Genomic DNA, 25,207 nt, shown 5'->3' on the forward strand with positions numbered 1-25,207 from the left:
ATGGCTGCAACCTTTTTAAATAAAACTTCATTTGGCGGTGCTTCCCGTGGCATGCAGAAAACCCGCTGATATTGCCGGTTTCTTGCAATTTGCATGAGAAATTTAAGTTCAGATTTTCTATGTGATTGAAATTAAACAACTTATCTAGGATTGGCGACTGGCACGTTGACTGCAATTCCTCTTTTGACGAGTTGTAACAACATCTTTCCTGCCTGGAGCGACATAATAATGAATAGATCCTCTGATGGTTTCTATCCTGCCGCAGAAGAGTCAAGCACGCTGTCGGGCGTTTCCTGGGGTGCGATTTTCGCCGGGGCCGCTGCTGCGGCGGCGTTGTCGTTGATCCTGGTACTGCTCGGTTTCGGCCTGGGTTTCTCGGCGGTTTCCCCATGGGCCAACGAAGGCGTCAGCGCCAAGGGCCTGGGTATTTCAACGATTATCTGGCTGGCCGCCACACAAATCGTCGCTTCGGGGCTCGGTGGTTACATCGCCGGCCGCCTGCGGGTGAAATGGGCGAACATGCATGGCGATGAAGTCTACTTCCGCGACACGGCCCATGGCTTCCTGGCCTGGTGCGTGGCGACGCTGGTGACTGCGACGCTGGTGGTCGGCTCAGTCAGCAGCATCGTCAGCGGCGGTGTGCAGGCCGGTGCCAATGTGATGGGTGGTGCCGCAAGTGCCGCGACGCAAGCGGCCGGAACCGCAGCCGGCAATACCAACAGCGACCCGTACGGCTATTTCGTCGACAGCCTGTTCCGCGACGATCGCCCGGCTGCCGTCAGTGATGACGCCGCCCGCGGCACTGTCACCCGCATCTTCGTACGCTCGCTGGGCAACGACGGTCAACTGGCCGCCGAAGACCGCACGTATCTGGCACAACTGGTGGCGCAACGGACCAACCTCACGCAAGCGGACGCTGAACGTCGTGTCGATGAAGTCTATGCCCGTACCCAAAAAGCCGTAGCCGACGCGAAACTGGCCGCCCAACAAGCTGCGGACACCGCCGCCAAAGTCGCGGCATGGACGTCGCTGTGGATGTTCATCGCGCTGCTGATCGGCGCTTTCTTCGCCAGCTTCGCCGCCACATTCGGCGGTCGTCGTCGGGATGCCGTGGTGTATCTGGAATCCGACGCTTATGTGACCACTGCACCTGTTCGCTAACCCTGGAGAATCATCATGCGTTCATTACTGCTGTTCTTTCTCGGTGTACCGATCCCGATCATCATCCTGATCGCCCTGTTCATGCACTGATCCGCTGAGGCTCATGCCTGCGCCGCTTCTGCCTCTGGTGGAAGCGGCGTTTTTGTTTTGACGGGGGATCTGTCACAACACATCTGTCTACTCAATCGGCGTGCTCAAAAACTCATCAAGCCCTTCGGCATACGCTGTGAAGGCACTGATCTGGGGAAAGTGCTGATCATCCACCTGATCCGGCACCACCAGATGGGTGAAGCTCCAGGCCACCGCCAGCGTAATCCCGTCCTGATCGATCGAACCGTCAGTCTTCAGTGGCTGCATTTCCAATTCCCGCTCCAGCGCCGAATACGCCGCCGCCAATTGCCCTTCGACCCGTTCCACCCAGGGCTCAAACTGGATTTCCGCAGGGCGCAGGTTGCGTTCGTAATAAAGCTGCACGGACTTCTCGCACGCTGCCAGCGCCAGGCCGATCAGGCGTAACGAACGCAGGCGTTGATCCAGCTCGCCAGGCATCAGACTTTTACCCGTTGGCGCCAGCGCTTCCAGGTAATCGATGATCAACGTCGAGTCGATCAGCACCTCGCCGTCATCCAGTACCAGCGTCGGCGCCTTGACCACCGGGTTGATCTGCTGGAACTGCTCGAAGTGCCGAAACACCGAAACCGATTGGTGATCAAGGTCGATGCCCAGGCGTTTGGCAGTAATGGCGACCCGCCGTACGTAAGGCGAATCCAGCATGCCGATCAGTTTCATTGCACCGCTCCTCAGATGGTCGTTTCGGGATGGATAACCTTAGCCGAGGTTGCCCGCGCTGCAAACGTGTTGCACCGGCGGCTCATCAACTGGCAAATGCGGTCGATAACCCCTACTGTCGCAGCCGTTTGTCTTCTATATACAGCCGCTCGATTGAATTTCTTGCTATAAACGCACTCCGATAACCACCGCAAAGGCTGCCATAGAGCACTTTCAGGGCTTTGTCGGACAAATTCGCTGACTTTTCAGTTGCTGGGGCCTCAAGTCGGCCTTAGACTGCCGCCCCTCGTAAATTGAGTGCCGGGTGGCGCTTGGAATAAACGGCGCCGTTCCGATGGCCAGACCAGGTCCGCCGGAACGCTCCCTAATTCGCCTTAATGCACGTTTTTTTATAGAGATATCAATGACAAAGGACAAGTTGCTGGCCATGCCGGCGGATGACTACATGAATGCCGAGCAACATGCTTTTTTCTCTGAGCTGTTGCAGAACATGAAAGTCGAAACCCATGAGCGCATCGAGCAGAACCGCATCGCCATCGAGAGCCTGGACACCCCGGCCGATCCGGCTGACGCGGCGTCTGTCGAAGAAGAGCGCACTTGGCTGGTGAACGCGATCGATCGCGACCAGCGCATGCTGCCTCAGTTGGAACAGGCGCTGGAACGCATCAAGGAAGACAGCTTCGGCTGGTGCGACGACAGCGGCGAGGCCATTGGCCTGAAACGCCTGCTGATCAGCCCGACCACCAAGTACTGCATCGAAGCTCAAGAGCGTCACGAACAGATCGACAAGCACCAGCGTCAGGCCTGATTTCGTAGCGCCCCGCATCGCGGGCCAGCCTCACTCCTGAAGGAGCAAGGCTCTGGCCCGCGATGCTTTTTTTCGTCTGCGCAAAACCGCGGGCACTTCTATTGATCTGCTGCAACGCCCACTACTAATGGACCATGGATAATGGCCTTGTAGTGGCGTTAAATGCGGGTACAACAATTAGAAGTGCGTGGGGTGAAGATATGACGCGGGACGGATCTCTGGTCGGGGCAGTGCCTGCACCCGTGCTTTCGCCGAAAAACCTTTGGTTGACGCCCACACTGCAAAGCATCGCCGTGATGCTCTTGCTGTGCGGCATGACGCTCGGGGGCTGGTCGCTTTATCTCGGCCTGCCGCTGGCCGTCCTGATTATCTGGCTGCCTCGGCTACGTTCCCGAGCCATCCCCGAAGCATCCTCAGCAGACAGTTCTAATGCCATCGCCGAGCTGACTCGCGATCTTTCCTACACCACCAGTCACAACGCTCTGTCAGCCGCTGGCGTGGCCTATTCGGTCAAGCAGTTGGCGGACAAACTGCAATCACAACTCGGTGCCGCGGCACAGATTGTCAGCAATGCCGAAGTGATGATCGCCACCGAACACGCCACCTCGACACTCAGTCGAACCGCCCTCAGTGCTGCCAGTGAAGCTCACCAGAGCAGCGCAGCAGGGCGCACGGAGTTGATCGAGTCCATCAATCGCATGCATCAACTCAGTCAGCGCGCCAGCAACAGCCGTGAGCTGATCGAAGCCCTGAGCCTGCGCAGCGACGACATCCAGCGGGTCACGCTGGTGATCCAGTCCATCGCCAGCCAGACCAACCTGCTGGCGTTGAACGCGGCCATTGAAGCGGCGCGGGCCGGTGAACACGGACGCGGGTTTGCGGTGGTCGCCGATGAAGTTCGCGGTCTGGCGGCGCGTACGGCAACGGCAACGGGCGAAGTCGGCGAGATGGTTGCCGATATCCAGCAGCGCACCGCGCAGGTAGTTGAGCAGATTCGCCAGTTGTCCAGCGACCTCGACATCGGTGTCGAACAGGTCGAGCACACCGGTCAGCACCTGGAAAACATTGCGCGCCTGGCGGCCGGTGTCGAAAGTCAGGTCGGCGAAATTGCCAAGGGCGCGGAGACCAATCGCGAGCAACTCGACAGCTTGTTTCACGCGATCGAGCAGATGCGCAGCGACCTGGCGATCAGTGATCAACAGACCCAGCGCCTGGCCCAGGCGGCGGTGCAGATGGAAGGGCAGGCCGAAACCATCAGTGAGCGACTCGCCGAGGTCGGGCTGGATGACTATCACCAGCGGATTTATGACCTGGCCCGTGAAGGCGCGCGTCAGATTGCGGCGCGTTTCGAAGCTGATATCGACCAGGGCGTTGTCAGTCTTGATGATTTGTTTGATCGCAGTTATCAGGCCATCCCCAATACGAGCCCGGCGAAGTTTCAGACGCGTTTCGACCGTTACACCGATAAGGTTTTGCCGGCGATTCAGGAACCGTTGTTGCCGCGTCATGAAGGCCTGGTGTTTGCCATCGCCTGTACGCAGCAGGGTTATGTGCCGACCCATAACACGGTGTTCAGCCAGCCGCTGACGGGGGATGTGCAGGTTGATACGTTGCAGAACCGCACCAAACGCAAGTTTGCCGACCGGACGGGGATTCGTTGTGGCAGCCATCAACAGGCTGTGCTGTTGCAGACCTATACGCGGGATACCGGAGAGCTGATGCACGACCTTTCGGTGCCGATCATGGTCAAGGGGCGGCATTGGGGTGGGTTGCGTTTGGGGTATAAGCCGGAGAGTGCTCGTTGAGCGGCTGGGTATTTGGGGTTGGGGACATATCCGTTTCTGCGGTAACGGCGGCTATTGGTTTCGCCCTTACGGCGAGTCACTTGGAGAAGCGCCGATGGAGGCGCTCACAAGTTGACGGACAGGCTCAGGGCGTGAGGGGGCGTACACCGCAAGATCAAAAGCTGCAGGCGAGCTAACGCTCGGCCTGAAGAGTGGTGAAAGCAACAGCCGTACCCCGATCTCCTGTGGGAACTGAACCGCAGCCATTTTTTCAAGCAATGTGCATCACGGCATTGTTGCGATTCTGGCAATTAATCTATGCAGCGCAGTCGCTTTTTCCTCGCCAATGAACTCATTACGCTGTCTACGGTTAGGTAGTTAATGAAGCTCAAGAGGTCAGCATGCAAACCAAAGTTGATGTCGCGGTCATGATTGGCAGCGGCGTGCCCGCCAGTTTGCGTGCGGCGGGGCAAAGTGTCTGCTGGGTCGTGTTGCTGAACGGCGAACGCCGGGGGACGGCATTCTCCAGTCGTGAAGAAGCGCAAGAGTGCAAGGCTGCCTGGTTGGCGCAATTAAACGCCGAAGCACCCGACAGCCTGCATTGACTAGTGAACCTGATGCATACGCAGGTTCAGGTCGTCGACCACCCGCGCCCAATCGGCATCTTCACGCAATTGCTCTTTCAGGAAGCCAGCTTGTTGCGGAGTCCAGAATTCGGCATCGATGAGCTTTTTATCATCGGGCAGCGGGGAATGGCTGGCGATGAAGTCGTCGATGGCCTTTTCGCTGGAATCCAGGCCGAGCTGGTCGAACAAGCCTTTCAAATCGTGTGTAGGTGAATCCATCTTCATCTCCTTGCTGGTCGCACGGGTGCGAGATCTGAGGTGCGGCTGCATAGCATCTGAGGCGGCCGCACTTCAGGAGTTCGATAGCGATGTTCGAAAGCAGGAATGAGCATAGACTGCGAACCGGCTGATCAGGCTTTCAACGCACCTTCATCGACGGCAAGCTTCAGGGCCTTGGCGGCTTCCTGAGCGGCGATGGCGGCGACGTCCGGGGTTTTGAACCAGCGATCTTTCTCGACCTGGTGATACGTCACTGTAGTCAGTGGCGGTTTGGCGCGCATGATAATGACCGCCTGGAATTCGCCCTCGACTTCTCTGGCTTCGCCCCGGATAAAAAATTCACCGATATCAAATTCCGTCACGTAGCAGCCTTCCCTTGGAAATATTCTGTTGTGTTGAACGCCGTCCGGCTTGGGAACGGGTTTCATTGGTTCGGCAGTATGGCAGTAGTTGCCTGCCGACGGCTGAGTTAACTCGTCGGCGTGACGAAACGTCTATAGGCGTGAGGCAGAACGTTCAGCTCCGCAACTCGAGCGCGCGGGCAAGCGCGCAGGCCGCGTTATGGTTACTGCGGAAACCTCTTACGTGGCCCGTGGAAATTTCCTTGATATGGAAGAAAGCAGTGCCGGCCAATACCACCTGGAAGCGCAGCGTGGCAGGCTCTGCTCGGACAAACGCGGTATGCGGGAACAGCGCCGGAGACAGCGTGGACAGAGGGTGTGTGTGAGAAATAAAGTGTGTCGGGGTGCACATATGAAGTCCTTTTCATGGTTTTGCCGACGTGTGTACGTCGTTTTGGGTAGTCTCGATGAGCATCGCTGCTCTAGAATCACCGTCACGGGTTGGCGATTGCTGCTCATCTAAAGCAATTTTTTACGGGCGATATGTCGGAAAAATGCTTTTTTTGCAGCGTTTTTTCCCTAAGGTGGGTAATCCTGTTTTTCTGGCGGACAGAAGGGCGTTTTCCTTCAACTTCTGACGAACGCCAGACAAGACGACGCGAGTGACATTCCAGTAGTCTTCTCACGCCTCGCGATGGATGAGCACTCTGCTCGTTTCCGGACTCGACCCGGGCCCCTTGGCTACAACTTTCGGCATTGCCGCTTTTTTCTGCTGTGCGCTGCCTGTCAGCGTGCAGCATCATTTCAGATGTGGGGATGTTTCCTTGGCAGTAAGTAATCTCGATATGCATGCTTTGTTCGTGCTGGGTGATTTGCGCGCAAAGCTGGTTAAACAGTTCCAGTCACGTTTTGTTTACATCACCGAACAGAACGCTGAAGGCATTTACATTGCCGAACTCGACACCGAATCAGCACTGGTGGTGGACGACAAGCCCGGCCTGAAACTCAAGGTCGGCGATCATTTCAGTGCATCGGTATTACCCAGCCGTGAAGGCGGCAAACTGGAGATCAAGTTCCGCGAAATCAAACTGACGGTCTACGGCCTCGGCGATTACGCGTTCGTGACCACGGCTGACGGTCACGGGATCGTGTTCAAGGAAGGTCACAGCGTGGTGATGGTGTTTGCCGCTCACCAACAGTTGCAGGAAGGCCTGACCAAAACCCTGAAAGCCGTGACGGCCAAGGCCGCCAAGTGGCGCAAGGGTGAACTGGTGACGTTCAAAGCGAGCGAGTAATGGCTTCGGGCTTGCAGTAACTTTCCGAAATTTAATCCTCACCCCTCGAAAGCAGGAACCTCTACTACAGTCAGTTGACTGAGTATTTTGAGGCTTGCGGTCTTTATCAGGCCATCCTGCTATTGCTGTGAACAGCACGAGGTGCAAAGCATGAACGGATTTCGACGGTTGCTGACCGCTGTCCTGGTCGCTTTCGGTATGTGGGGTTCGCCCGTTCCGGTATTCGCCGCCCAGGCGCCCATCCACTTCGCCGACCTGAACTGGGAAAGCGGCAGCCTGATCACCGATATCCTGCGGATCATCGTCGAGAAGGGTTACGGGCTGCCGACCGATACCTTGCCGGGGACGACCATCACGCTGGAGACCGCCTTGGCCAAAGATGACATCCAGGTCATTGGCGAAGAATGGGCTGGTCGCAGTCCGGTCTGGGTCAAGGCCGAGGCCGAAGGCAAGGTCGTCAGCCTCGGCGATACGGTGAAGGGCGCCACCGAAGGGTGGTGGGTGCCTGAATATGTGATCAAGGGCGATCCGGCGAAAGGCATCAAGCCGCTGGCGCCGGACCTGCGCAGCGTCAGCGACCTGCCCAAATACAAGGGCGTGTTCAGCGACCCGGAAACCCCGGGCAAGGGGCGGTTCCTCAACAGCCCGATCGGCTGGACGTCGGAGGTGGTCAACAAGCAGAAGCTCAAGGCGTATGGCCTGGATGACAGCTATGTGAATTTCCGCAGCGGGTCCGGGGCGGCGCTGGATGCGGAAATCAGTTCGTCGATTCGTCGTGGCAAGCCGGTTCTTTTCTATTACTGGTCGCCGACACCCTTGCTCGGGCGTTTCAAACTGGTTCAGCTGGAAGAGCCGCCGTTTGACGCCGAAGCCTGGAAGACCCTGACCGACGCTGATAACCCGAATCCTAAACCGACCCGTTCATTGCCCTCGAAACTGTCGATTGGCGTGTCCACTCCGTTCCAGAAACAGTACCCGCAGATTGCCGAGTTCTTTGCCAAGGTCGATTTTCCCATCGACCCGTTGAACAAGGCGCTGGCTGAAATGAGCGAGAAACACACCCCGCCACGGCAGGCGGCGGAGGCGTTCATGAAGGCGCACCCGGAGGTATGGCAGGCGTGGGTGCCGAAGGATGTGGCGGATAAAGTGTCTGCTGGACTGTAAGCACTGGCGAAGCCTGCGATCTTTTGATTTTGCTTGTTACGGCAGGATCAAAAGATCGCAGCCTGCGGCAGCGCCTACAGGGAGCCGGTGCTACGACTAAAACCGGGTCTGCACAGCCAGTTCGAAGGTGCGCGGCGTCCCCAGGTAATACGCCGGCGACACATGTGCAAACTCGGCATACACCTCATTGGTCAGGTTGCGCACCCGGCCGGTAACGGTGGTGTGCCGATCGACCTTGTAGCTGAGAAACGTGCCGTAAAGCGTGTAAGAGGGCACGGTCATCGTGTTGGCGCTATCGGCAAACACCGACGCCACATATCGCGCATCGACACCACCTTGCCATTGCGACGCGAAGTCATAGGTCAGCCACAGATTGCCGACCCGGTCCGGCACGTTGGTCGGCGTGTTGCCCTTGCGTGACACCACCACACCCGCTGCATTCTTCTCGGTGAACGCGTCGTACCGAGCGTCAACCCAGGCAAAGTTACCTTCGGCCAACAGCTTGTCGGTGATCCGCAGCGAACTCGCCAGTTCGATTCCCTTGGATGTCTGCTGACCCACGGGAATGCTCAGGGTCGGGTCCAGCGGATCAGTGACTGCGAAGTCTTTGCGCTCGATCGTGTAAGCCGCCACTGTCGCCGAACCGCGACCACCCAGATAATCGAATTTGCTGCCGACCTCCCATTGCTTGCCGGTGGAGACATCAAAATCCTGCGTGCCATTGGGCTGTTCAGCGGCGGTGCTGTATTGCACATATACGTTGGCGTCAGGGATGAACTGCCAGGTCAGGCCGGCGCGGCCGGTCAGCGGTTCCCAACTGCGTTTGAGATGACGTGGATTGCTGGCGGTCACCTGCCGGTGGTTGGTCACGTCCAGGTCTATGTCGTCGTAACGCAGGCCGGTCAGCAACGACAGCTTGTCGGTCAGTGCCAGGCGGTTCTCGACGAACAGTGCCCGGGTGGTGACTTCGTTGGTCTTGTCGCTGACAAAGCCCGGTCGAGTGCCCGGAATGTCGTAGAAGTGCCCGGGCTGAAAGTTGTTCGGATCGACCGTGCTGGCGCCTTTGACGTTCAGCGGTGAGTTGGTGGTCTGGTTGACCTTGTACTCGAAGCCGCCGGACCAGGTCGTATCGAGGCCAAACAGCGTGTTGTCGTGACGCAGTTCGAACTGGTTGCCGTTCTGCTCGCCCTGATGCCGGACCTGATACGCCGTGGAGCGATTCACCGCCCGGTTGTCAGCGCTGTACTGGTAGGTTTCCAGGTTGCGGTAGTCACGCTGACTGTCGAGATGGTAAAGGGTGTTGCGCAGGGTGGTACTGTCGTTGATCCGGTAGTCGATGATCGAGCGCACCCAGATCGTGCGTTGTTCGTAGCGTCCATCCTCGACGTTGTAGTTGTTGAAGCGGTTGTGTTTGTCGATCTTAAGTTCACCGGCCTTGGGGTTGAGCACCGGCGTACCCCAGTAAGGGCTGTCTTCGTGTTCATCCTGATACTCCAGGGCCAGGGTGTGGGACAGGTTCGGCGTCAGGTCACTGAGCAGCGAAAACGCCACGCTCCACGCATCGCGTTCCTGCCGATCGATGTAGCCATTGCCGGTGTTGTGGCTGACGTCGAGCCGGGCGTAATGCTGCACGTCCGCACCGGCTTCACTGAGGGCATGGTTGAGGCCGAATGCGGTTTCGGTGGTGTCGTAAGTGCCGTAGCTGACCCGACCTTCGACTGCTTGCTCTTCACGGGTCGCCAGTCTGGTCACGTAGTTCAGCGAACCTCCTACCGAGCCGGCGCCATTGATCAGCGATGACGGGCCGCCCACCAGCTCCACCCGGTCATAGATCCACGCATCCACGGGCCGGGCAAGGCCACCGGAGACGTTGACGCCATTGAACATCTGGGTGATCTGGCTGCTGGTGAAACCTCGATAGGAAACGAACCCGCCGAACCCCGGCGGCGCGCTGGCATTGACGCCGGGCAGGGTGTTGGCGGCGTCCTGGAAATTCTGTGCACCGTGACGTTCGATGTCGTTGCGGTTGGCGATCGCCACCGAGGCCGGAGTGTCACGCACGCTCAGCCCAAGGCGTGAGGCCATGCCGCTGGATTGATCCAGGCTCAGGCCCGGCTCGGCTGTAGCTTGGCCGTCAATGGTGATCGGTGCGAGGTCCACCGTGGCATGTGCCCAGGTGTTAACGGACAGGCAGCCGCACAGGCTGGCCAGCAAAGAGATGGTTTTCATCGATGAATCCTGAAGACTTGACTAGGAAACAGCGCACAGGCGAACGCCTCGCGTTGGCGAAGTGAGCTGATTGAAAGGCGAAGGAATTCAGGCGAGCGGCGGGGCGCGGGGGTTGGCCGAAGGCCAGGTGTAGCGAGCGGGGAGGTCAGCGTTGGCCACGACCGCCAGGGGCGGGCTGTGTTGTTCCGGGAGGATCGCCAGGGTCAGGCTGGAATTGAGCGCCGGGCCCATGCCACCGGTGGAGCATAATGGGCAACCGAAGGCCTTCGACAGGGTCGGCAGTTTGTCTTCGGAGGTGTTCGAGGCGACCGGGGCCTGGGTGGCCGGGTCGACGGTACAGAACTGTCCGCCGAGGCCGTTGAGCTGCATCCCGACCATTTGCCCGTGACCGATGCTGCAGGCGAACACATTGAACAGGACGCAGCAATACAGCATCCAGGCAATGAGTGAGCGATCGGTCCGGGCGAGTTTCATGGGGCGGCACTTTATCACCGTTGATCATCCGCGCACTTCTAAAAATGCCGACTAGGATGATTCTGTTAAATGCCTTTCAAGGATCCTCGACATGACGTTTGTGTTGGCTCAATGGCTGGTGACCATCTTCGCGGTGATCAGCCTGATACATGTCTACTGGGCGCTGGGTGGCCAGTGGGCTGCCGTGGCGGCGGTGCCGCAGGTGCCGGGGGAGAACGGCGCGAGATCGCGGCCCGCGTTCAAGCCTTCGGGGTGGCTGACGTTGCTGGTGGCTTTCGGATTGCTGCTGATCGCTGCGCTGGTGTGTTTGCGGGTCGGCTGGTGGATGCCGGCGGTGACCCATCAGTCGCTGCAATGGGTGATCAGCGCCATCGCGATGCTGATGTTCGCCCGGGCGATCGGCGATTCGAACCTGGTGGGCTTTTTCAAAGACGTCAAAGACTCGAAATTTGCCCGGCTGGACACGTGGGTCTATTCGCCGTTGTGTGTGGTGTTGGGGGCGGGATTGTTGGCCGTTGCCTGGGTGTGAGTCGCCTCGACTGACGCCTTCGCGGGCAAGCCCGCTCCCACTGGGATCGTGTAAACGCTGAAGATCCCAATGTGGGGCTAGCTAGCCTGCTAGCGATGAGGCCTGCCAATCAACACAAATCTCTAAACCTAACTTCCGCTCTCGGTCCGCCGGCTACTCACCTCAGCCGGCACATCATCCCCCGCCATACGCTTGCGGAACAACGCTGCCCGCGCCAGTAGCAACGTCGTGACCGGTACGGTAATCGCCAACAGAATCGGGATCAGCCAGGCATGCAACACCGGCCCGGACTTGAGCGCGGAAAAGTAGATGATCGATCCCAGCGCCACGCACCACGCACCCAATGTCGAGGCCAGTGCCGGCGGGTGCATGCGTTGGAAGTAATCCTTCATCCGCACCAGCCCGATCGCGCCGATCAATGCGAAAACACTGCTGAGCACCAGCAGGATCGCCACCGGGATTTCCACCCACAGAGACAGTTCTGCGTTCATTCGATCACCTCGCCACGCAGCAGGAATTTTGCCAGGGCAAACGAGCCGACAAAGCCAAACAGCGCGATCAGCAGCGCCGCTTCGAAGTACGTGTCACTGGCATAACGAATGCCCAGGGTCAGCATCATCAGCATCGCGACGATGTACAGGTAATCCAGCGCCAGAACCCGGTCCTGGGCCGATGGCCCCTTGAACAGGCGGATCAGCGTCAGAACCATCGCCAGCGAAAAAAAGAAAAGGCTCAGCAGAACCGCATTCGACAGTATCGGGCTCATTCGAAGATCTCCATCAAGGGGCGCTCGTAGGTCGCCTTGAAGTGCTGGATGAACAGCGCTTCGTCATCCAGATCGAAGACGTGCAGCAACAGAATGCTGCGATCCAGCGCCAGTTCCGACCAGACCGTGCCGGGCACCACGGTGCAGATCATCGCCAGTGCAGCCAGGCCGTTGGCGTCGCGCAAATCCATCGGCACTTTGATGAACCTTGAGCGCGGCGGGCGCCGAGTGGCGTTCAAAACGCTCCAGGCCACGGCAAGGTTGGACACCAGCACGTCACGCCCGACGATGAAGAACAACCGCAGGATCACGCCGGGACGCCGAATGCGGATTGGCAGTGGCCGCAACTTGCGCATCATCAACGGCGCACAAAACCCGAGTACGGCGCCCAGCAGCAGATTGCCGGGGCTCATCGACAGGTTCAGCAGCAGCCACAACAACCACAGCGCAAGCGACAGCCACGGCGCAGGAAACAGGCGTTTCATGGTTGCACCTCCGCGACTGCACCTTTGGCTTCCGGACTCGGGACCGCCCGGGTGCCGAGTACCGCCATCACGTACTGCTGCGGATTGTTCAAGGTTTGAGCGGCGGCCTGGGTGTAGCGCAATAGGGGCTCGGCCTTGAAGGTCAGCAGGATGCTCAGGCCCAACAGCGCGATAATTGGCACGCATTCGAACCGTCGCAGCAACGGCGAGGGGCGTTCCTCAGGCGTCCAGAAGCGCTGGATACCCAAACGCGAAAAGGCAATCAGCGACGCCAGCCCGGAGAGAATCAGCAATGCCAGCAAGCCCCACGCGGCGTTCGACACCGGTTCATCTGTCCCGTTGCCCAAGCCCAGCGGGTTGAGCAACGCACTGAGCAAGCCCAGTTTGCCGATGAACCCGGACAACGGCGGCATGCCGATGATCAACAACGCGCAAGCGATGAAGCTCAAACCGAGAAACGCCATGGTCCAGGGAATCACCTGACCGACCACGGCTTTCTGTTCGTCGTCGAGGTTGATGCCTTTGGGCGGTTGCAGGGACTCCAGCGGCCGGGCGATCAGGTCGCCGTCATCGAACAGCGGCATTTCATTGGCCGAACGCGAACGCTCGATCAACTCGGCCAGCAGGAACAACGCGCTTAACGCCAGGGTCGAGCTGACCAGATAGAACAGCGCCGCGCCGATCAGGTTCGGCTGGGCGAAACCGATGGCCGACAGCAGAATACCCGCCGACACCAGAATGCTCAGGCTGGCCATGCGCTCCAGCCGTTGCGCGGCGAGGATCGCCACCGCCGCGCAGACGATGGTCGCCATGCCGCCGTAGATCAGCCAGTCGCCGCCAAAGTACGCCGAAGCGCCGGCCTGACCGGAGAACAGCAAGGTCCACAGGCGGAGCAAGGTGTAGACGCCGACCTTGGTCATGATCGCGAACATCGCCGCCACCGGTGCGCTGGCCGAGGAATAGGCCGGCACCAGCCAGAAATTCAGCGGCCACATGCCGGCCTTGGCCAGGAACGCCACCGCAAGAATCGCCGCGCCGGCATGCAACAGGCCGCGATCGGCTTCCGGCACCAACGGAATTTTCAGGGCCAGGTCGGCCATGTTCAGGGTGCCGGTGACGCCGTAGATCAACGCCGCGCCAATCAGGAACAGCGACGAGGCCAGCAGGTTGATCGAGATGTAATGCAGCCCCGATGACACCCGTGCCCGACCCGAACCGTGGAGCATCAGGCCGTAGGAGGCCGCCAGCAGCACCTCGAAAAACACGAACAGGTTGAACAGGTCCGCCGTCAGGAATGCGCCATACAGGCCCATCATCTGAATCTGGAACAGCGCGTGGAAACTCGAACCGGCGCCGTCCCAGCGGGCCATGGCGAACAGCAGGGCACTGACGCCGATGATTCCGGTCAGCACCAGCATCAGCGCGGACAAACGATCGACCACCAGTACGATACCGAACGGCGCTTGCCAGTTGCCCGGCAGGTATACCCCGATGGAACCGGGCACGCCGGTGGTTTGCGTCCATTGCAGCAACAGCACGGAGATCCCGAGGCCGAGCAGGCTGGAGAACAAGTTGATTTTGGCCTTCAGCGGGCGATGTTTCTCGCCCAGCATCAGCATGACGGCGGCGGTCAGCAGCGGCAGCAGAATCGGTGCGGCGATCAGGTGTGTCATCGCATTCATTCTTTAGGCTCCCGGCCATCCACGTGGTCGGTGCCGGTGAGACCGCGCGAAGCCAGCAGCACCACAAGAAACAGGGCAGTCATGGCGAAACTGATCACGATGGCGGTCAGCACCAGCGCTTGCGGCAGCGGGTCGGTGTAATGCAACAGATCCTGGGGCACACCGTCCTTGATGATCGGCTCCTTGCCGATGAACAGACTGCCCATGCTGAAGATGAACAGGTTGACGCCATAGGACAGCAGGCACAGGCCCATGACCACCTGGAATGTCCGTGGCCGCAGCACCAGCCAGACGCCGGACGCGGCCAGCACGCCGATGGCGATTGCGATGACTTCTTCCATCAGACGGCTCCTTTCGTGGCGACGGATCTGGGCAGGGCGGCAGTTTTGTGGCCGCGTACCGATTGGTGGGCGAGGGCGGTGAGGATCAACAGCGTCGAGCCGACCACCACCGAATACACGCCAATGTCGAAGAACAGCGCGCTGGCGATGTGAATGTCACCAAGCAGCGGCAGTTCGAAATGCCAGGTGTGGGTGGTCAGGAACGGGTAACCGACCGCCATCGCCCCGAGCCCGGTGACCGTGGCGAACAACAGGCCCGTGCCCATCCAGCGCAGCGGTCGCAGGCTCATTTGTGCCTCGACCCACTGCGTGCCGGCGACCATGTATTGCAGAATGAACGCCACCGACATCACCAGCCCCGCGACAAAACCGCCGCCCGGCTGGTTGTGCCCGCGCATGAACAGGTAGATCGACACCACGAACGCGATTGGCAGCAGCAGGCGCACCAGCACCGCCGGCACCATCATGAAACCCAGCGCGGTGTCGCTGGCGTGACGCGGGTTAACCAGATCGGTGACCACGTCCGGCGCGAGCAAACGCTGTTGAGCGGGCAGTTGCAGGCTTTCTTTTGGTGGGCGGAAGCGTCGCAGCAGGGCGAACACGGTCAACGCCACCGCCACCAGCACGGTGATTTCGCCGAGGGTGTCGAACCCGCGGAAGTCCACCAGCATCACGTTGACCACGTTGCTGCCGCCGCCTTCCGGCAGGGCGCGGCTCAGGTAGAACGAGGAAATATCGTTGGGCGTCTGGCGCGTCAGCATGGCGTACGACAGCAGCGCCATGCCGCCACCGACGGCAATCGACAGTAGCAAGTCGCGCAGACGCCGGATGCGCGCCTTGCGCAGGGTGCTTGGCAGCGGCGAGACTTCTTCGATCCGTCGCGGCAGCCAGCGCAGGCCCAGCAGGATCAGCACCGTGGTCACCACCTCTACCACCAGTTGCGTCAGCGCCAGGTCCGGTGCGGAGAACCAGACAAACGTGATGCACGTCATCAAGCCGCAGACACTGACCATGGTCAGGGCCGCGAGCCGGTGATACTTGGCTTGCCACGCCGCACCCAGCGCACAGGCAATCGCCAGCAGCCACAACGTCACGAACACGATCGAGCCTGGAATCTTCGGCCGGTCACCCCAGCTCAGGCTGCTGTGGAGCATCGGAATCAGCCCTGCCAGCACGGCGGCGAGCACCATCAGGAACAGCTGGGTTTGCAAGCGCTTGGTGCTGATCCGCCGCTCCAGGCGGCGGGCCAGGCGCATCATGATCACCAGGCTGCGTTCGAACAGGCGCTTGCCATTGAACAGGCCAATGATCGGCGGGTATTTGAAGCGTCCGCGCTTGAGCTGATTGCGCAGCAGCAGGTACAGCACGATGCCGCCGGACATGGCGATCAGGCTCATGATCATCGGCGCGTTCCAGCCGTGCCAGATCGCCAGGCTGTACTCCGGCAGCGTGCCACCGACGACGGGCAGGGCCGCGGCGGCCAGTAACGAGCCGACCACTTGGGCCGGGAAAATCCCCACGATCAGGCAGGTGAACACCAGCAACTCCACCGGCGCGCGCATCCAGCGTGGCGGCTCGTGCGGGGTGTGCGGCAGGTCGGTGGCGGTCGGACCGAAAAACACGTCGACCGTGAAGCGCAGTGAGTAAGCGACGCTGAACGTGCCGGCGATAGTCGCGACGATCGGCAGGGTCATCTCGACCCAGGCGGTCGCATTGATGAACACGGTTTCGGCGAAGAACATCTCTTTCGACAGGAAGCCGTTGAGCAGCGGCACACCGGCCATGGAGGCGCTGGCGACCATCGCGAGGGTGGCGGTGAACGGAATCAGCTTGATCAGACCGCTGAGTTTGCGAATGTCGCGGGTGCCGCTTTCGTGGTCGATGATCCCGGCGGCCATGAACAGCGAGGCCTTGAAGGTGGCGTGGTTGAGAATATGGAACACGGCGGCGACGGCAGCCAGCGGACTGTTCAGGCCCAGCAGCAGGGTGATCAGGCCGAGGTGGCTGATGGTCGAGTAGGCGAGCAGACCCTTGAGGTCGTTCTGGAACATCGCGCAATACGCGCCGAGCAACAAGGTACACGCGCCGGCGCCGCTGACGATGTAGAACCATTCTTCACTGCCGGAAAGTGATGGCCAAAGGCGCGCCAACAGAAATACCCCGGCCTTGACCATGGTCGCCGAGTGCAAATACGCCGAGACCGGAGTCGGCGCCGCCATCGCGTGGGGCAGCCAGAAATGGAAGGGAAACTGCGCGCTTTTGCTCAGGGCGCCGATCAGAATCAGGGGTAACAAAATGGGGTAGAGGGCATGTGCGCGAATCAGATCGCCGGCGGCCAGGACCTTGTCCAGGTCATAGCTGCCGACCACATGGCCAAGCAGCATGACCCCCGCCAGTAAGCACAAGCCGCCCGCACCCGTGACCATCAGCGCCATGTAGGCGCCGCGTCGCGCATCGGCGCGGTGGTGCCAGTAGCCGATCAACAGGAAAGAAAAGAGGCTGGTGAGCTCCCAGAAAAACACGATCTGGATCAGGTTGCCGGAAATCACCAGCCCGAGCATGGCGCCCATGAACGCCAGGAAAAACGCGAAGAACCGTGGCACCGGATCGTCCGGCGACATGTAGTAACGGGCGTACAGCGACACCAGCGTGCCGATGCCCAGCACCAGCATCGAGAACAGCCAGGCAAACCCGTCCATGCGCAGAACGAAGTTCAGGCCAAGGCTGGGCAACCAGAAAAATTCTTCGCGAATGACGCCGCCATGGGCGATCTGCGGATACAGGAGAGCGACCTGAATGGTGCCGATCAAGGCAACCAGACCCGCCAACAGCGATTCGGTGTTACGCGCGTTGTGCGGCAGCAAAGCCGCAACACAGCTGCCGATAAAAGGCAGAAGCAGTAGAACTATCAGGGACATAGGCTTCTAATCTGCGGAAGTTTGTGAAGCATCATACGTGCCACTCCCCGGATCGCCAAACGGCAAGCTGTCGCAGAATCCTACACGGTAGATGGAAAAGGCCTGGTTCACATTGTTTCAGAGGGATGTGTTCAGCGAGTCTGGCCCCTTTGACTTGCTCGCGAAGACGATCTTTAAATCGATGGGATCTCAAGCCTTGATCGGGCCGTCAAATGATCGAAAATCCCGCTGGCGCTGAATTTTCTCGCGCTCCGAGACGATAGTGGGTTCTCCAGACACGTTAGTCGGTAATGCCGGCTCCAGCGGTGCCAGCAGTGTTTTTCGCAAACTTCTGCAAGAAAAGACGTTTGTCGAGTTTCAATTGCTCAATGACAGGGAAGAGCCGATTCCCAACTAAGCGTATGAACTCACGTTGCCTGACGGCGCAGTCATTACCGGCGTTCTCGATGAAAATGGATTTGTTCATGTGGCAAATGTCCCGAGGGGAAGCTGCAGCATAAAGTTCCCATAACTTGAAGATATGGAACATCTTTAATGGCTGAGTCTACTAAGGCGTCGGGCACGACGCAGGCTGCAAAACAACCTCACCTTCGCTATCAAAGGTTCCCCAGGTTTTACCATATCGTCCAAAATCGTATGTAATGTCTTTACTGCCAACGACCACACGCAGCGCCGCATGACCTCAGCCTTGGAGCGCTCCAGATTATAAACAAAACCAGTCGTTGTTCGCCCGAGGCTATTCTCTCCGGGAATGTAAGTTTTGAAAGAGGTGCAGACGTTTAAAACGGTAATGACCGGATAATTCGAGCATAGCCTGCAAGTCTGCCGGCATAAAAATACCGTCATGTGTCCATTTCTGCGTGCGAGCCGCCTGCCTCTCGGTCCAGGAAAGACCTCTCATCTCTCGATACTGTGCAGGGGGCGCTAGGCAAAACAACCAAGACCAATCAATTGGTGGTTTCTGGTGCTTATACGGAGTTACTGGTTGGTGGTCCTTACACCCGTGACAGTAAATTCAGAATAGGTGTGTGTCGGGAGTTGGAGGCTTGAACGTCGATCGAGATTTTCATTTATTTGAATCGACAGGCTCGCTTTCCAGCTCCCCCTCAATTGCCTCACGATCCTTACCCTTGGTCTTCAACTCACTCACAATCACCGCCGCGACAATCAACCCAGCCCCCACCAACGCAATCGCCGGTAACCGCTCCCCGGCGATCCGTCCGACAATCCCGGCCCACACAGGCTCACCGGCATAAATCAACGTCGCCCGCGTCGGCGAAACGCTTTTCTGCGCCCAGTTCATCGCCACCTGAATCGCCGCACTCGCCGCACCCAGGCCGAGGGCGCTGCACAGCAGGAACCATGAGAAGCCCGGAATGACTTCCTGGGTCGGCACCACCATCAAAAACGCAAGCACCGACGTGGTCGCCAGTTGCACCACCGTGACCCGCCGCACATCGACCTGGCCGGCGTAAGTGCTGATCAGGATAATTTCAGCGGCAATCGCAATGGCGCTGATCAACGTGGCGATTTCACCAGGGCTGAAGTTGAACGACGCGCCGGCCGGTCCCGACAACAGCATCAGCCCGGTAAACGCCAGCATGATGCCGATGCTCGGCATCAACCCCGGACGCCGTCCCAGCACCAGCCATTGCAGCAACGGCACGAAGGGCACATACAACGCGGTAATGAAGGCCGACTGGCTGCTGGGGATGCTCTGCAACCCGACCGTCTGCAAGCCATAACCCAGCATGATCGCCACACCGATAAAGGCGCCGGCCTTGAGTTCGAACAGGGTCAGTTCCCGCAGATGACGCCAGGAAAACAACGAGACGATAATCGCCGCCGCCGCAAAGCGCAGGCCGACGAAGAACATCGGGCCGCTGACGGTCATGGCGTGCTGCACCAGCAAAAAGGTGCCGCCCCAGACCATGGTAATCAGCACCAGCACGCACTCGGCCTTGCTGAACCGGGAGAATCGGGAAGAAGCCGGGGAGGAGTTCAACGACGTCATGACCTTGCGCGCTACCTGAGGGCGACGCACAATGCGCCGAATGTTGCGCAGTATACTGCCCAACCCCATCGAGTGAGCAATATAGTGCACAAAGATTCAACGCAACGGGCTTCGGTCCTTCAGCACGTCAGCCTGAACGTTCGGCGCCTGCGCCACGCGGCCGACATGAGCCAGACTGCGCTGGCGGAAAAGTCCGGGGTCAGTCGCCGCATGCTGGTGGCCATCGAGGCCGGCGAGAAGAACGTCAGCCTGACCACCCTCGACCGCGTAGCCGAAGCGCTCGACGTCGCGTTCAGCGACCTGATCCAGGCCCCGGATGCCCGCGACCCGAGCCGCATCAACGAAGTGGCCTGGGCGGGGACGATTCCCGGCAGCAAGGCCGTGTTGCTGTCCAAAGCCACCGCCACCCGCGAAGTGGAACAATGGGAATGGTGCCTGCAACCGGGCGAGATTTACCCGTCACAACCGGATGCCGATGGCTGGAGCGAGCAGATTTATGTTTTTGAAGGCTGCCTGACCCTGATGCTCGGCGATACGCCCCACAACATTTCCGCTGGTGAGTTCTATATGTTTGCCAGCAACCAGCCGCACGCCTATCGCAACGATGGGCCGGTGGCTGCACGATTCGTGAGAAACGTGGTGATCTAACTGTTCGCCGATCAAGGATGGACATATTGCTGGTTTGAAGCTGCGCGGATTTCTCGAATAACTCATCATCCTGCTGAAATTAAACGTAATTACTTTCAGATATGACTCCTGCGGAAAGCTCCGGTGCCACTCACCAGAATTCTGGAGTCGGCCCATGACAACCTCTTGGGCTTGATGAACCTTCCATGGGATTGGCGCCTATTATCGTCCAGGAGATTTTCGAGATCGTCGCCCAGCTCAATCGCGACGAGCAGGTGAGCTTTCTGATTGCCGAGCAAAACATTAATGTGGCGCTCAAGTGCGCGTCACAGGACTATGTCCTCGATACCGGCCGGGTGGTGTTGTCCGGCAGCCGCGAAGCGTTGCTGGCGCGGGGCGATCTGCATGACTTCTATCCAGGTAAACACTGAACATTGAGAACGCCATGACTGAAACCCGAAGCGGACAGACGACCGACGTCATCCGCCACGCAGACATCCTGATCATCGGCGGCGGCCTCAGTGGCGCGATGCTCGCGGCGCAGTTGTTGCGTTTGCCCGGCAAGCGCTCGTTGTTGGTGATCGAGCCCCGCGCTGAACTCGGCCGGGGCGAGGCGTACAGCGCGGTCGAGTTGGGCCATACGCTCAACGGCAACGCGGCGCGCATGAGTGTCGACCCGGACAATGCCGATGACCTGACTCAGTGGCTGACCGAGTACATCGTGGCCGGAGGCTGGCCGGAGTCCGATGAGCAGCATGTGCCGGTCAGCGAACTGTTTCCGCCACGGGGGATTTTCGGTTTGTACGTGCAGCAGCGCCTGGCCGAGGCGCAAGCGGTGGGCGCCTTGACTGGCTCGACCGTCGAACATGTACGGGCCGAGGTGGTTGACCTGCAAGCGCTGGACGATTCGGTGCGGCTGAGCTTGAGCGACGGCCAGCGGTTGCAGGGTGGGTATGCGGTGCTGGCCACGGGAATGTTCCCTGCTGCTCGTACGCCGCAGACAGAATCCAGCGGTTTGAACGCTGCGGCACTCGATCCCTGGGATGTCGCGGCCATGCGTCAGCTCGACCCGCAATCGACGGTGCTGATCATTGGATCGGGCCTGACCATGGTCGATGCCGTGGTGTCGCTGGAACAGGCCGGGCATCGCGGGCCGATCGAAGTGTTTTCCCGGCATGGGCTGCTGCCGCATGTGCGTCGGCAACCGCCGGCCTGGGCGGATTTTCTGGCCGAGGATCACAGCATTCGCACGCCGCGACAGTTGATGCGCGAGCTGCGCCGGCATTGCCGGGATGCCATTGCGCAGGGCATCGACTGGCAGGCGCCGCTGGATACGGTGCGGGCGCACATCGGCCGTTTGTGGCATCAGGCAACGGACGTGCAGCGTCGGCAGTTTGTACGGCATGTGCGGCCGTGGTGGGAGAGTCATCACCACCGTTCGCCGCCGTTGAGTGCGGAGTTGGTGGCGCGGTTGCACGGGGAAGGGCGGTTGCGGATTCAGGCGGCTTCGTACAGGGGGCTTGAGCCTTCTTCGTGTGATCAGGTGAGCATTCGGATTCGCCGTCGTGGTGAAGCTGAAACGGTGGTTGTCAGCGGGGCGGCGTTGATCAATTCCAGTGGCATCGAGTACGACTGGCGGCGAGTGGCGCGACCGTTGCCGCAGCAGTTGCTGGCGCGCGGATTGGTGCGGCCGGGGCCGCTGGCGCTGGGTATTGCGGCGACGGTCGATGGCGCGGTGCTGGGGGGAGATGGGCGGGTTGTCGGTCGGTTGTTTGCCATGGGGCCGCCGTTGCGTGGGATGTGGTGGGAGAGTACGGCGGTGACAGATGTGGCTAGTCAGGCGAAGGCTCTGGCTCTGCGTCTGGCGGGGTCGAGGTAGCGGGCATATCGCCCGCATGCCAGCCTGAGTTATTTGCCACCAATTAGCCAAATAGCATCCGTGAACAACGTGGTGGGTTTGCACAGCTAGCTCCCACAGGGGGAACGCGTACGCTTCACATGACAGGCCGCCCCCGGCCAAGGATGGCCGATGGCTGCGGGCGGCAGGACCATAAGGCGCCGTTACCGCAGAAACGGATATGTACCCGAACAAACAAAAGAACCCCCGGAAAGACCAAATCTTCCCGGGGGTTCCTGTTTCCAGCAGTACAAACCGGCAAATCAATAACGCTGATACTTCGACCCAAACTCAGGACGGTTTTCAGCCACGTAAAGTGTGCTCGCCTGGCTGTCTTTTTGATCAACACCCACCGTATTCACATTCAAAGTAGCCGGCTGACTCACCTTCGCTGCCGCCGCAACCACTGGCAAAGTAGCGTGAGGTGCAGCAATGGCCGACGTGGCACCAAGAACCGACAGGGCGAAACCAAGACCGATAATGCTTTTCATGATGTAACTCCAGAAGCGTGGGAAGAAGATGGGCCCACTGTAGTGCTGGAGCTTCAGAATGAAAAAACACCCTGACGCATAGTCGTTATCGAGAACGTTGATCCATCGTCAGCGCGGCGTGCGATCCACCAGCCAGCGCTGCTTGAGTTTTTCCAGGCGCCCGTCCCGGCTCATCTCATCCAGCGTCTGCTGCCAGCGCGCGATCTGGCGCGCATCGGTCCGTGGTGAAAAGGCGATGTAGGTGGCTTGCTTCATCAACGGGATCTGATAGTGCAACTGCTCGGGTGGTACACCTTCCTCACGGGCCATGCGGGTGACGGACAGCGTGTCGGCCACCACGAATTCGGTACGGCCCAGCCGTGCCAGACGCATCATTTGTTCGGGTGTTTCCACGCCGTACAGATTGCTCAGGTCCTGTTTCTGCAAGTAGCCGTAGACCAGCCATTTCCGTGGAACGGCAATTCGACCCTGACGGCTGGCCTCCAGCAAACTGCGCACCCGTTGCCGGTTGCTGTCCGTGGAGAACAGTGCAGTTTCCACCTCCATCAAGGGGCCGACCCACTGATACTGGCTGTCACGCTCGGCGGTGCGCAACACGGTGAATACCCCGGTGGCAGGCTCAGTGCTCGCCACGCGCAAGGCTCGCAGCAACGGCACCTGTTGAAAGTGCACCTGATCGCCGGCAGTGTCGGCCAGCGCCTGCACCACATCCACGCCAAACCCCACCATCGCGTTGCCCTGCTGAAAATGCAGGGGCGGATGGTTGTCGGTGAGCATGTTCAGGTCTGCCGCGACCGCAGTAAATGTCAGGAAAGACAGCAGACAGCCGGCCAAGCGCTTCATGAATCGTCCTTGATGAAATGAAGCGCAAATCTTAGTACGCGCCTGCTGCGACTGTCCCGCGCAATCGTCGGGCTTTTGCGTCAGAACTGAGGATTTATGCGTATCGCTCGTCCCGGTGGGAACGATGAGGCAAAAAAAAGCCCGGGGTCTCCGGGCTTGGGGTGTTGCGGATTAACCTGTAATCAATACCGCTGATATTTCGAACCGAACTCGGCGCGGTTTTCCGCAACCACCACACCCCCTTGTACGGGGTTCTTCGGGCTGACCAGCGCAACACGTTCACGCAGTTCTTGCAGACGATCGGCACCGCCTTCAGCGACGCGATTTTCGATCAGGCGATCAGAGCCGCCTTCAGCCACACGTTCACGCAGCTCTTGCAGACGATCAGCACCACCTTCAGCCACACGATTCTGTAGCAGGCGGTCCGAACCACCTTCCACCAGCAGTTGCTGAACCTGGCTGTGGGACGCGGTGCTCGCGGTGTTGGCCGAGGCCAGGTTTGACAGGCCAAGACCGCCTACCAGCGCCAGACCGAGTGCCAGGGACGAGACTTTCGAGAAGTTGAACATGATTGATTCTCCGTGCGCTTGTGTTTGAGTGAGGCGGTAGCGACTGCTATCCGGTGAACACAGTTAAACGCTCGGGTGTATCGCAGATGTGTGCCTGAACGGGGCGAAATCAGCTTTTGCGTATCTGTCGTGGCCTCCTATACACAAGGATACAAATCCCCATGAAAAAGCCGCGATGCCTGCCTGAACCAGCCGTTTGCGTTCAGGGCCGAATATGCAAACCATCCTCGGCGAACTGCACCGGGCCCTGGTAAGCACGGTGGATCGACTGCGTGACCGCATCGCGGGATTCGTCGATGTCTCGGGACAGATGGCTAAGCAGCAGGCTCGACACTTGTGCTGCGGCGCTGATCTTCCCGATGTCGCCGGGCGCAGTGTGCAGGTTGTAGAGCGCGGGTGGGGCGTCGGGCGGATCGAGGACCGGGGCGTTGAACACCAGCAGGTCGGAGCCCTTGGCGATGTGTGTCAGCGCGGCATGGCCCTGTGCATCGATATCGCCGCTGAAGGTGATGCTTTTACCCCGGTAATCGACGCGGTAAATCACCGCCGGCGCGTCGCGGTGGTGTCCGGTCACGGCGTTGATCACCAGGCCGTCCTGGCTGAGGAGGGTTTTGGGTGCAGTGAGGTAATCGAGGTCAGTGGTGTTGAAACTCACGGTGCCGGCGAAGTCCTGCACATAGCTGAAGGCCCCGTCCTTGCCGAACATCAGGTCGATGTAGTGACGAGTGGAAGGATAGGGTTGCGCGGCACCCGGTCCGAACACTGTAAAGGTGATGTCCGAACGAGAAGCCACGGCCCGTGCCTTGACGATGCCCGGCAGTTCCGCCACGTGGTCCACGTGCAAATGAGTCAGCAGCACGATGTCCAGGCGGCGGATGTCGAGCTTCGCTTCACCGAGCCGCACGAATGTTCCCGGTCCGGCATCCAGCAGGATTCGCGGCGTGCCATCCACCAGCAACACGTAACCGGCACCGGCACGGCCGCCGGCGCCTGGTCCGCCCGAGCCGAGCACCACCAGTTCCAGTGGCGCCACGCCCGGTTCCGCGGCCATGGCGCCGCTGGTGTCAAGGCTGACACAGAGCGTTGCGGCCAGCAGCAGCGCTGCGCAAAATCGCAGCAGATCGGATAGTGAGATCATCAATGACAGCGCTCTAT

The 25,207-nt window shown here is 59.7% G+C and carries 28 protein-coding genes and 1 pseudogene; 10 read left to right on the plus strand and 19 right to left on the minus strand.

All coding sequences use genetic code 11. The features are described 5' to 3' along the window. Nucleotides 1–228 precede the first annotated feature (228 nt). On the plus strand, nucleotides 229–1,161 hold the full coding sequence (locus ACM6I5_RS19015; protein WP_017339402.1) for a hypothetical protein: 933 nt from the start codon (nucleotides 229–231) through the stop codon (nucleotides 1,159–1,161). Nucleotides 1,162–1,338: 177 nt separating this feature from the next. Here ACM6I5_RS19015 and ACM6I5_RS19020 read toward each other — a convergent pair whose 3' ends face one another. Then, nucleotides 1,339–1,950 carry a glutathione S-transferase gene (locus tag ACM6I5_RS19020; RefSeq protein ID WP_017339401.1) on the minus strand — a complete coding sequence of 204 codons (612 nt, stop codon included), beginning with the start codon at nucleotides 1,948–1,950 and terminating at the stop codon, nucleotides 1,339–1,341. Between the two features lie 403 nt (nucleotides 1,951–2,353). On the opposite strand from ACM6I5_RS19020, the gene ACM6I5_RS19025 reads away from it, so the two are divergent. The 3 genes from ACM6I5_RS19025 to ACM6I5_RS19035 all read left to right on the plus strand — a co-directional run bounded on the left by ACM6I5_RS19025 (nucleotide 2,354) and on the right by ACM6I5_RS19035 (nucleotide 5,147). Next, the gene (locus ACM6I5_RS19025; RefSeq protein WP_007907888.1) at nucleotides 2,354–2,758 is read left to right on the plus strand and encodes a TraR/DksA family transcriptional regulator; all 405 of its coding nucleotides are present in this window, start codon (nucleotides 2,354–2,356) and stop codon (nucleotides 2,756–2,758) included. A gap of 581 nt (nucleotides 2,759–3,339) precedes the next feature. Further along, nucleotides 3,340–4,563: a methyl-accepting chemotaxis protein gene (locus ACM6I5_RS19030; protein ID WP_414884485.1), complete on the plus strand. Its 1,224-nt coding sequence runs from the start codon at nucleotides 3,340–3,342 to the stop codon at nucleotides 4,561–4,563. Between the two features lie 380 nt (nucleotides 4,564–4,943). After that, on the plus strand, nucleotides 4,944–5,147 hold the full coding sequence (locus ACM6I5_RS19035) for a hypothetical protein (protein ID WP_017339399.1): 204 nt from the start codon (nucleotides 4,944–4,946) through the stop codon (nucleotides 5,145–5,147). Here ACM6I5_RS19035 and ACM6I5_RS19040 read toward each other — a convergent pair whose 3' ends face one another. The 4 genes from ACM6I5_RS19040 to ACM6I5_RS19055 all read right to left on the minus strand — a co-directional run bounded on the left by ACM6I5_RS19040 (nucleotide 5,148) and on the right by ACM6I5_RS19055 (nucleotide 6,579). After that, complete coding sequence (locus tag ACM6I5_RS19040) at nucleotides 5,148–5,387, minus strand: DUF2789 domain-containing protein (RefSeq protein ID WP_054052826.1); 240 nt, start codon at nucleotides 5,385–5,387, stop codon at nucleotides 5,148–5,150. A 131-nt stretch (nucleotides 5,388–5,518) separates the two neighbouring features. After that, nucleotides 5,519–5,749, minus strand: coding sequence for a hypothetical protein (locus tag ACM6I5_RS19045; RefSeq protein ID WP_017339397.1), 231 nt, complete (start codon nucleotides 5,747–5,749; stop codon nucleotides 5,519–5,521). A 154-nt stretch (nucleotides 5,750–5,903) separates the two neighbouring features. Then, nucleotides 5,904–6,140: a hypothetical protein gene (locus tag ACM6I5_RS19050; protein ID WP_414884418.1), complete on the minus strand. Its 237-nt coding sequence runs from the start codon at nucleotides 6,138–6,140 to the stop codon at nucleotides 5,904–5,906. Between the two features lie 103 nt (nucleotides 6,141–6,243). Then, nucleotides 6,244–6,579, minus strand: a complete 336-nt coding sequence (locus ACM6I5_RS19055) for a hypothetical protein (protein ID WP_414884489.1) — start codon at nucleotides 6,577–6,579, stop codon at nucleotides 6,244–6,246. Here ACM6I5_RS19055 and ACM6I5_RS19060 point away from each other — a divergent pair. Both ACM6I5_RS19060 and ACM6I5_RS19065 read left to right on the plus strand, forming a co-directional pair. Then, nucleotides 6,553–7,023: a hypothetical protein gene (locus tag ACM6I5_RS19060; RefSeq protein WP_017339395.1), complete on the plus strand. Its 471-nt coding sequence runs from the start codon at nucleotides 6,553–6,555 to the stop codon at nucleotides 7,021–7,023. The genes ACM6I5_RS19055 and ACM6I5_RS19060 overlap by 27 nt on opposite strands. 150 nt (nucleotides 7,024–7,173) lie before the next feature. Continuing rightward, the gene (locus ACM6I5_RS19065) at nucleotides 7,174–8,187 is read left to right on the plus strand and encodes an ABC transporter substrate-binding protein (protein ID WP_414884419.1); all 1,014 of its coding nucleotides are present in this window, start codon (nucleotides 7,174–7,176) and stop codon (nucleotides 8,185–8,187) included. Nucleotides 8,188–8,283: 96 nt separating this feature from the next. On the opposite strand, the gene ACM6I5_RS19070 is transcribed toward ACM6I5_RS19065, so the two are convergent. After that, the gene (locus ACM6I5_RS19070; RefSeq protein ID WP_414884420.1) at nucleotides 8,284–10,416 is read right to left on the minus strand and encodes a TonB-dependent receptor; all 2,133 of its coding nucleotides are present in this window, start codon (nucleotides 10,414–10,416) and stop codon (nucleotides 8,284–8,286) included. Between the two features lie 87 nt (nucleotides 10,417–10,503). Then, the gene (locus ACM6I5_RS19075; RefSeq protein ID WP_017339392.1) at nucleotides 10,504–10,890 is read right to left on the minus strand and encodes a DUF2946 domain-containing protein; all 387 of its coding nucleotides are present in this window, start codon (nucleotides 10,888–10,890) and stop codon (nucleotides 10,504–10,506) included. 91 nt (nucleotides 10,891–10,981) lie between these two features. Between ACM6I5_RS19075 and ACM6I5_RS19080 the strand changes: the two genes are divergently transcribed. Continuing rightward, on the plus strand, nucleotides 10,982–11,419 hold the full coding sequence (locus tag ACM6I5_RS19080; protein WP_414884422.1) for a DUF3995 domain-containing protein: 438 nt from the start codon (nucleotides 10,982–10,984) through the stop codon (nucleotides 11,417–11,419). Nucleotides 11,420–11,547: 128 nt separating this feature from the next. On the opposite strand, the gene ACM6I5_RS19085 is transcribed toward ACM6I5_RS19080, so the two are convergent. The 8 genes from ACM6I5_RS19085 to ACM6I5_RS19120 all read right to left on the minus strand — a co-directional run bounded on the left by ACM6I5_RS19085 (nucleotide 11,548) and on the right by ACM6I5_RS19120 (nucleotide 19,694). Next, the gene (locus ACM6I5_RS19085) at nucleotides 11,548–11,910 is read right to left on the minus strand and encodes a Na+/H+ antiporter subunit G (RefSeq protein ID WP_008029177.1); all 363 of its coding nucleotides are present in this window, start codon (nucleotides 11,908–11,910) and stop codon (nucleotides 11,548–11,550) included. Continuing rightward, nucleotides 11,907–12,185 (minus strand): K+/H+ antiporter subunit F, encoded by a 279-nt coding sequence (locus tag ACM6I5_RS19090; RefSeq protein ID WP_017339390.1) that lies wholly within the window; start codon nucleotides 12,183–12,185, stop codon nucleotides 11,907–11,909. The genes ACM6I5_RS19085 and ACM6I5_RS19090 overlap by 4 nt, the downstream gene beginning before the upstream one ends. Next, nucleotides 12,182–12,670: a Na+/H+ antiporter subunit E gene (locus tag ACM6I5_RS19095; RefSeq protein WP_414884423.1), complete on the minus strand. Its 489-nt coding sequence runs from the start codon at nucleotides 12,668–12,670 to the stop codon at nucleotides 12,182–12,184. Before ACM6I5_RS19095 ends, ACM6I5_RS19090 begins: the two co-directional genes overlap by 4 nt. After that, entirely contained in the window at nucleotides 12,667–14,352 is a 1,686-nt protein-coding gene (locus tag ACM6I5_RS19100) for a monovalent cation/H+ antiporter subunit D (protein ID WP_017339388.1), read from the minus strand. The genes ACM6I5_RS19095 and ACM6I5_RS19100 overlap by 4 nt, the downstream gene beginning before the upstream one ends. Next, complete coding sequence (locus ACM6I5_RS19105) at nucleotides 14,349–14,693, minus strand: Na+/H+ antiporter subunit C (RefSeq protein WP_003202835.1); 345 nt, start codon at nucleotides 14,691–14,693, stop codon at nucleotides 14,349–14,351. Before ACM6I5_RS19105 ends, ACM6I5_RS19100 begins: the two co-directional genes overlap by 4 nt. Further along, the gene (locus ACM6I5_RS19110) at nucleotides 14,693–17,611 is read right to left on the minus strand and encodes a monovalent cation/H+ antiporter subunit A (protein ID WP_017339387.1); all 2,919 of its coding nucleotides are present in this window, start codon (nucleotides 17,609–17,611) and stop codon (nucleotides 14,693–14,695) included. Before ACM6I5_RS19110 ends, ACM6I5_RS19105 begins: the two co-directional genes overlap by 1 nt. Nucleotides 17,612–17,891: 280 nt before the next feature. Then, on the minus strand, nucleotides 17,892–18,077 hold the full coding sequence (locus ACM6I5_RS19115; protein WP_017339386.1) for a hypothetical protein: 186 nt from the start codon (nucleotides 18,075–18,077) through the stop codon (nucleotides 17,892–17,894). Nucleotides 18,078–18,677: 600 nt separating this feature from the next. Further along, complete coding sequence (locus ACM6I5_RS19120) at nucleotides 18,678–19,694, minus strand: DMT family transporter (RefSeq protein ID WP_414884486.1); 1,017 nt, start codon at nucleotides 19,692–19,694, stop codon at nucleotides 18,678–18,680. Between the two features lie 15 nt (nucleotides 19,695–19,709). Between ACM6I5_RS19120 and ACM6I5_RS19125 the strand changes: the two genes are divergently transcribed. The 3 genes and pseudogenes from ACM6I5_RS19125 to ACM6I5_RS19135 all read left to right on the plus strand — a co-directional run bounded on the left by ACM6I5_RS19125 (nucleotide 19,710) and on the right by ACM6I5_RS19135 (nucleotide 22,131). Then, a complete protein-coding gene (locus tag ACM6I5_RS19125) occupies nucleotides 19,710–20,273 on the plus strand; it encodes a helix-turn-helix domain-containing protein (RefSeq protein WP_414878405.1) in 564 nt (187 codons plus the stop codon). A 170-nt stretch (nucleotides 20,274–20,443) separates the two neighbouring features. Beyond that, nucleotides 20,444–20,683: pseudogene (locus tag ACM6I5_RS19130) on the plus strand (ABC transporter ATP-binding protein); the annotation flags it as partial. 14 nt (nucleotides 20,684–20,697) lie between these two features. Next, on the plus strand, nucleotides 20,698–22,131 hold the full coding sequence (locus ACM6I5_RS19135) for an FAD/NAD(P)-binding protein (RefSeq protein WP_414884424.1): 1,434 nt from the start codon (nucleotides 20,698–20,700) through the stop codon (nucleotides 22,129–22,131). Nucleotides 22,132–22,412: 281 nt separating this feature from the next. On the opposite strand, the gene ACM6I5_RS19140 is transcribed toward ACM6I5_RS19135, so the two are convergent. From ACM6I5_RS19140 to ACM6I5_RS19155, 4 genes are all read right to left on the minus strand, one after another. Then, nucleotides 22,413–22,640, minus strand: a complete 228-nt coding sequence (locus ACM6I5_RS19140; protein ID WP_017339381.1) for a hypothetical protein — start codon at nucleotides 22,638–22,640, stop codon at nucleotides 22,413–22,415. A 108-nt stretch (nucleotides 22,641–22,748) separates the two neighbouring features. After that, the gene (locus tag ACM6I5_RS19145; RefSeq protein WP_414879663.1) at nucleotides 22,749–23,483 is read right to left on the minus strand and encodes a substrate-binding periplasmic protein; all 735 of its coding nucleotides are present in this window, start codon (nucleotides 23,481–23,483) and stop codon (nucleotides 22,749–22,751) included. A 182-nt stretch (nucleotides 23,484–23,665) separates the two neighbouring features. After that, nucleotides 23,666–24,052, minus strand: coding sequence for a hypothetical protein (locus ACM6I5_RS19150; RefSeq protein WP_414884425.1), 387 nt, complete (start codon nucleotides 24,050–24,052; stop codon nucleotides 23,666–23,668). Nucleotides 24,053–24,254: 202 nt separating this feature from the next. After that, entirely contained in the window at nucleotides 24,255–25,190 is a 936-nt protein-coding gene (locus ACM6I5_RS19155; protein WP_414884426.1) for an MBL fold metallo-hydrolase, read from the minus strand. Between the last annotated feature and the right edge of the window lie 17 nt (nucleotides 25,191–25,207).

Source organism: Pseudomonas sp. IT-P171, from assembly GCF_949767765.1.
Lineage (GTDB): Bacteria > Pseudomonadota > Gammaproteobacteria > Pseudomonadales > Pseudomonadaceae > Aquipseudomonas > Aquipseudomonas fluorescens_B.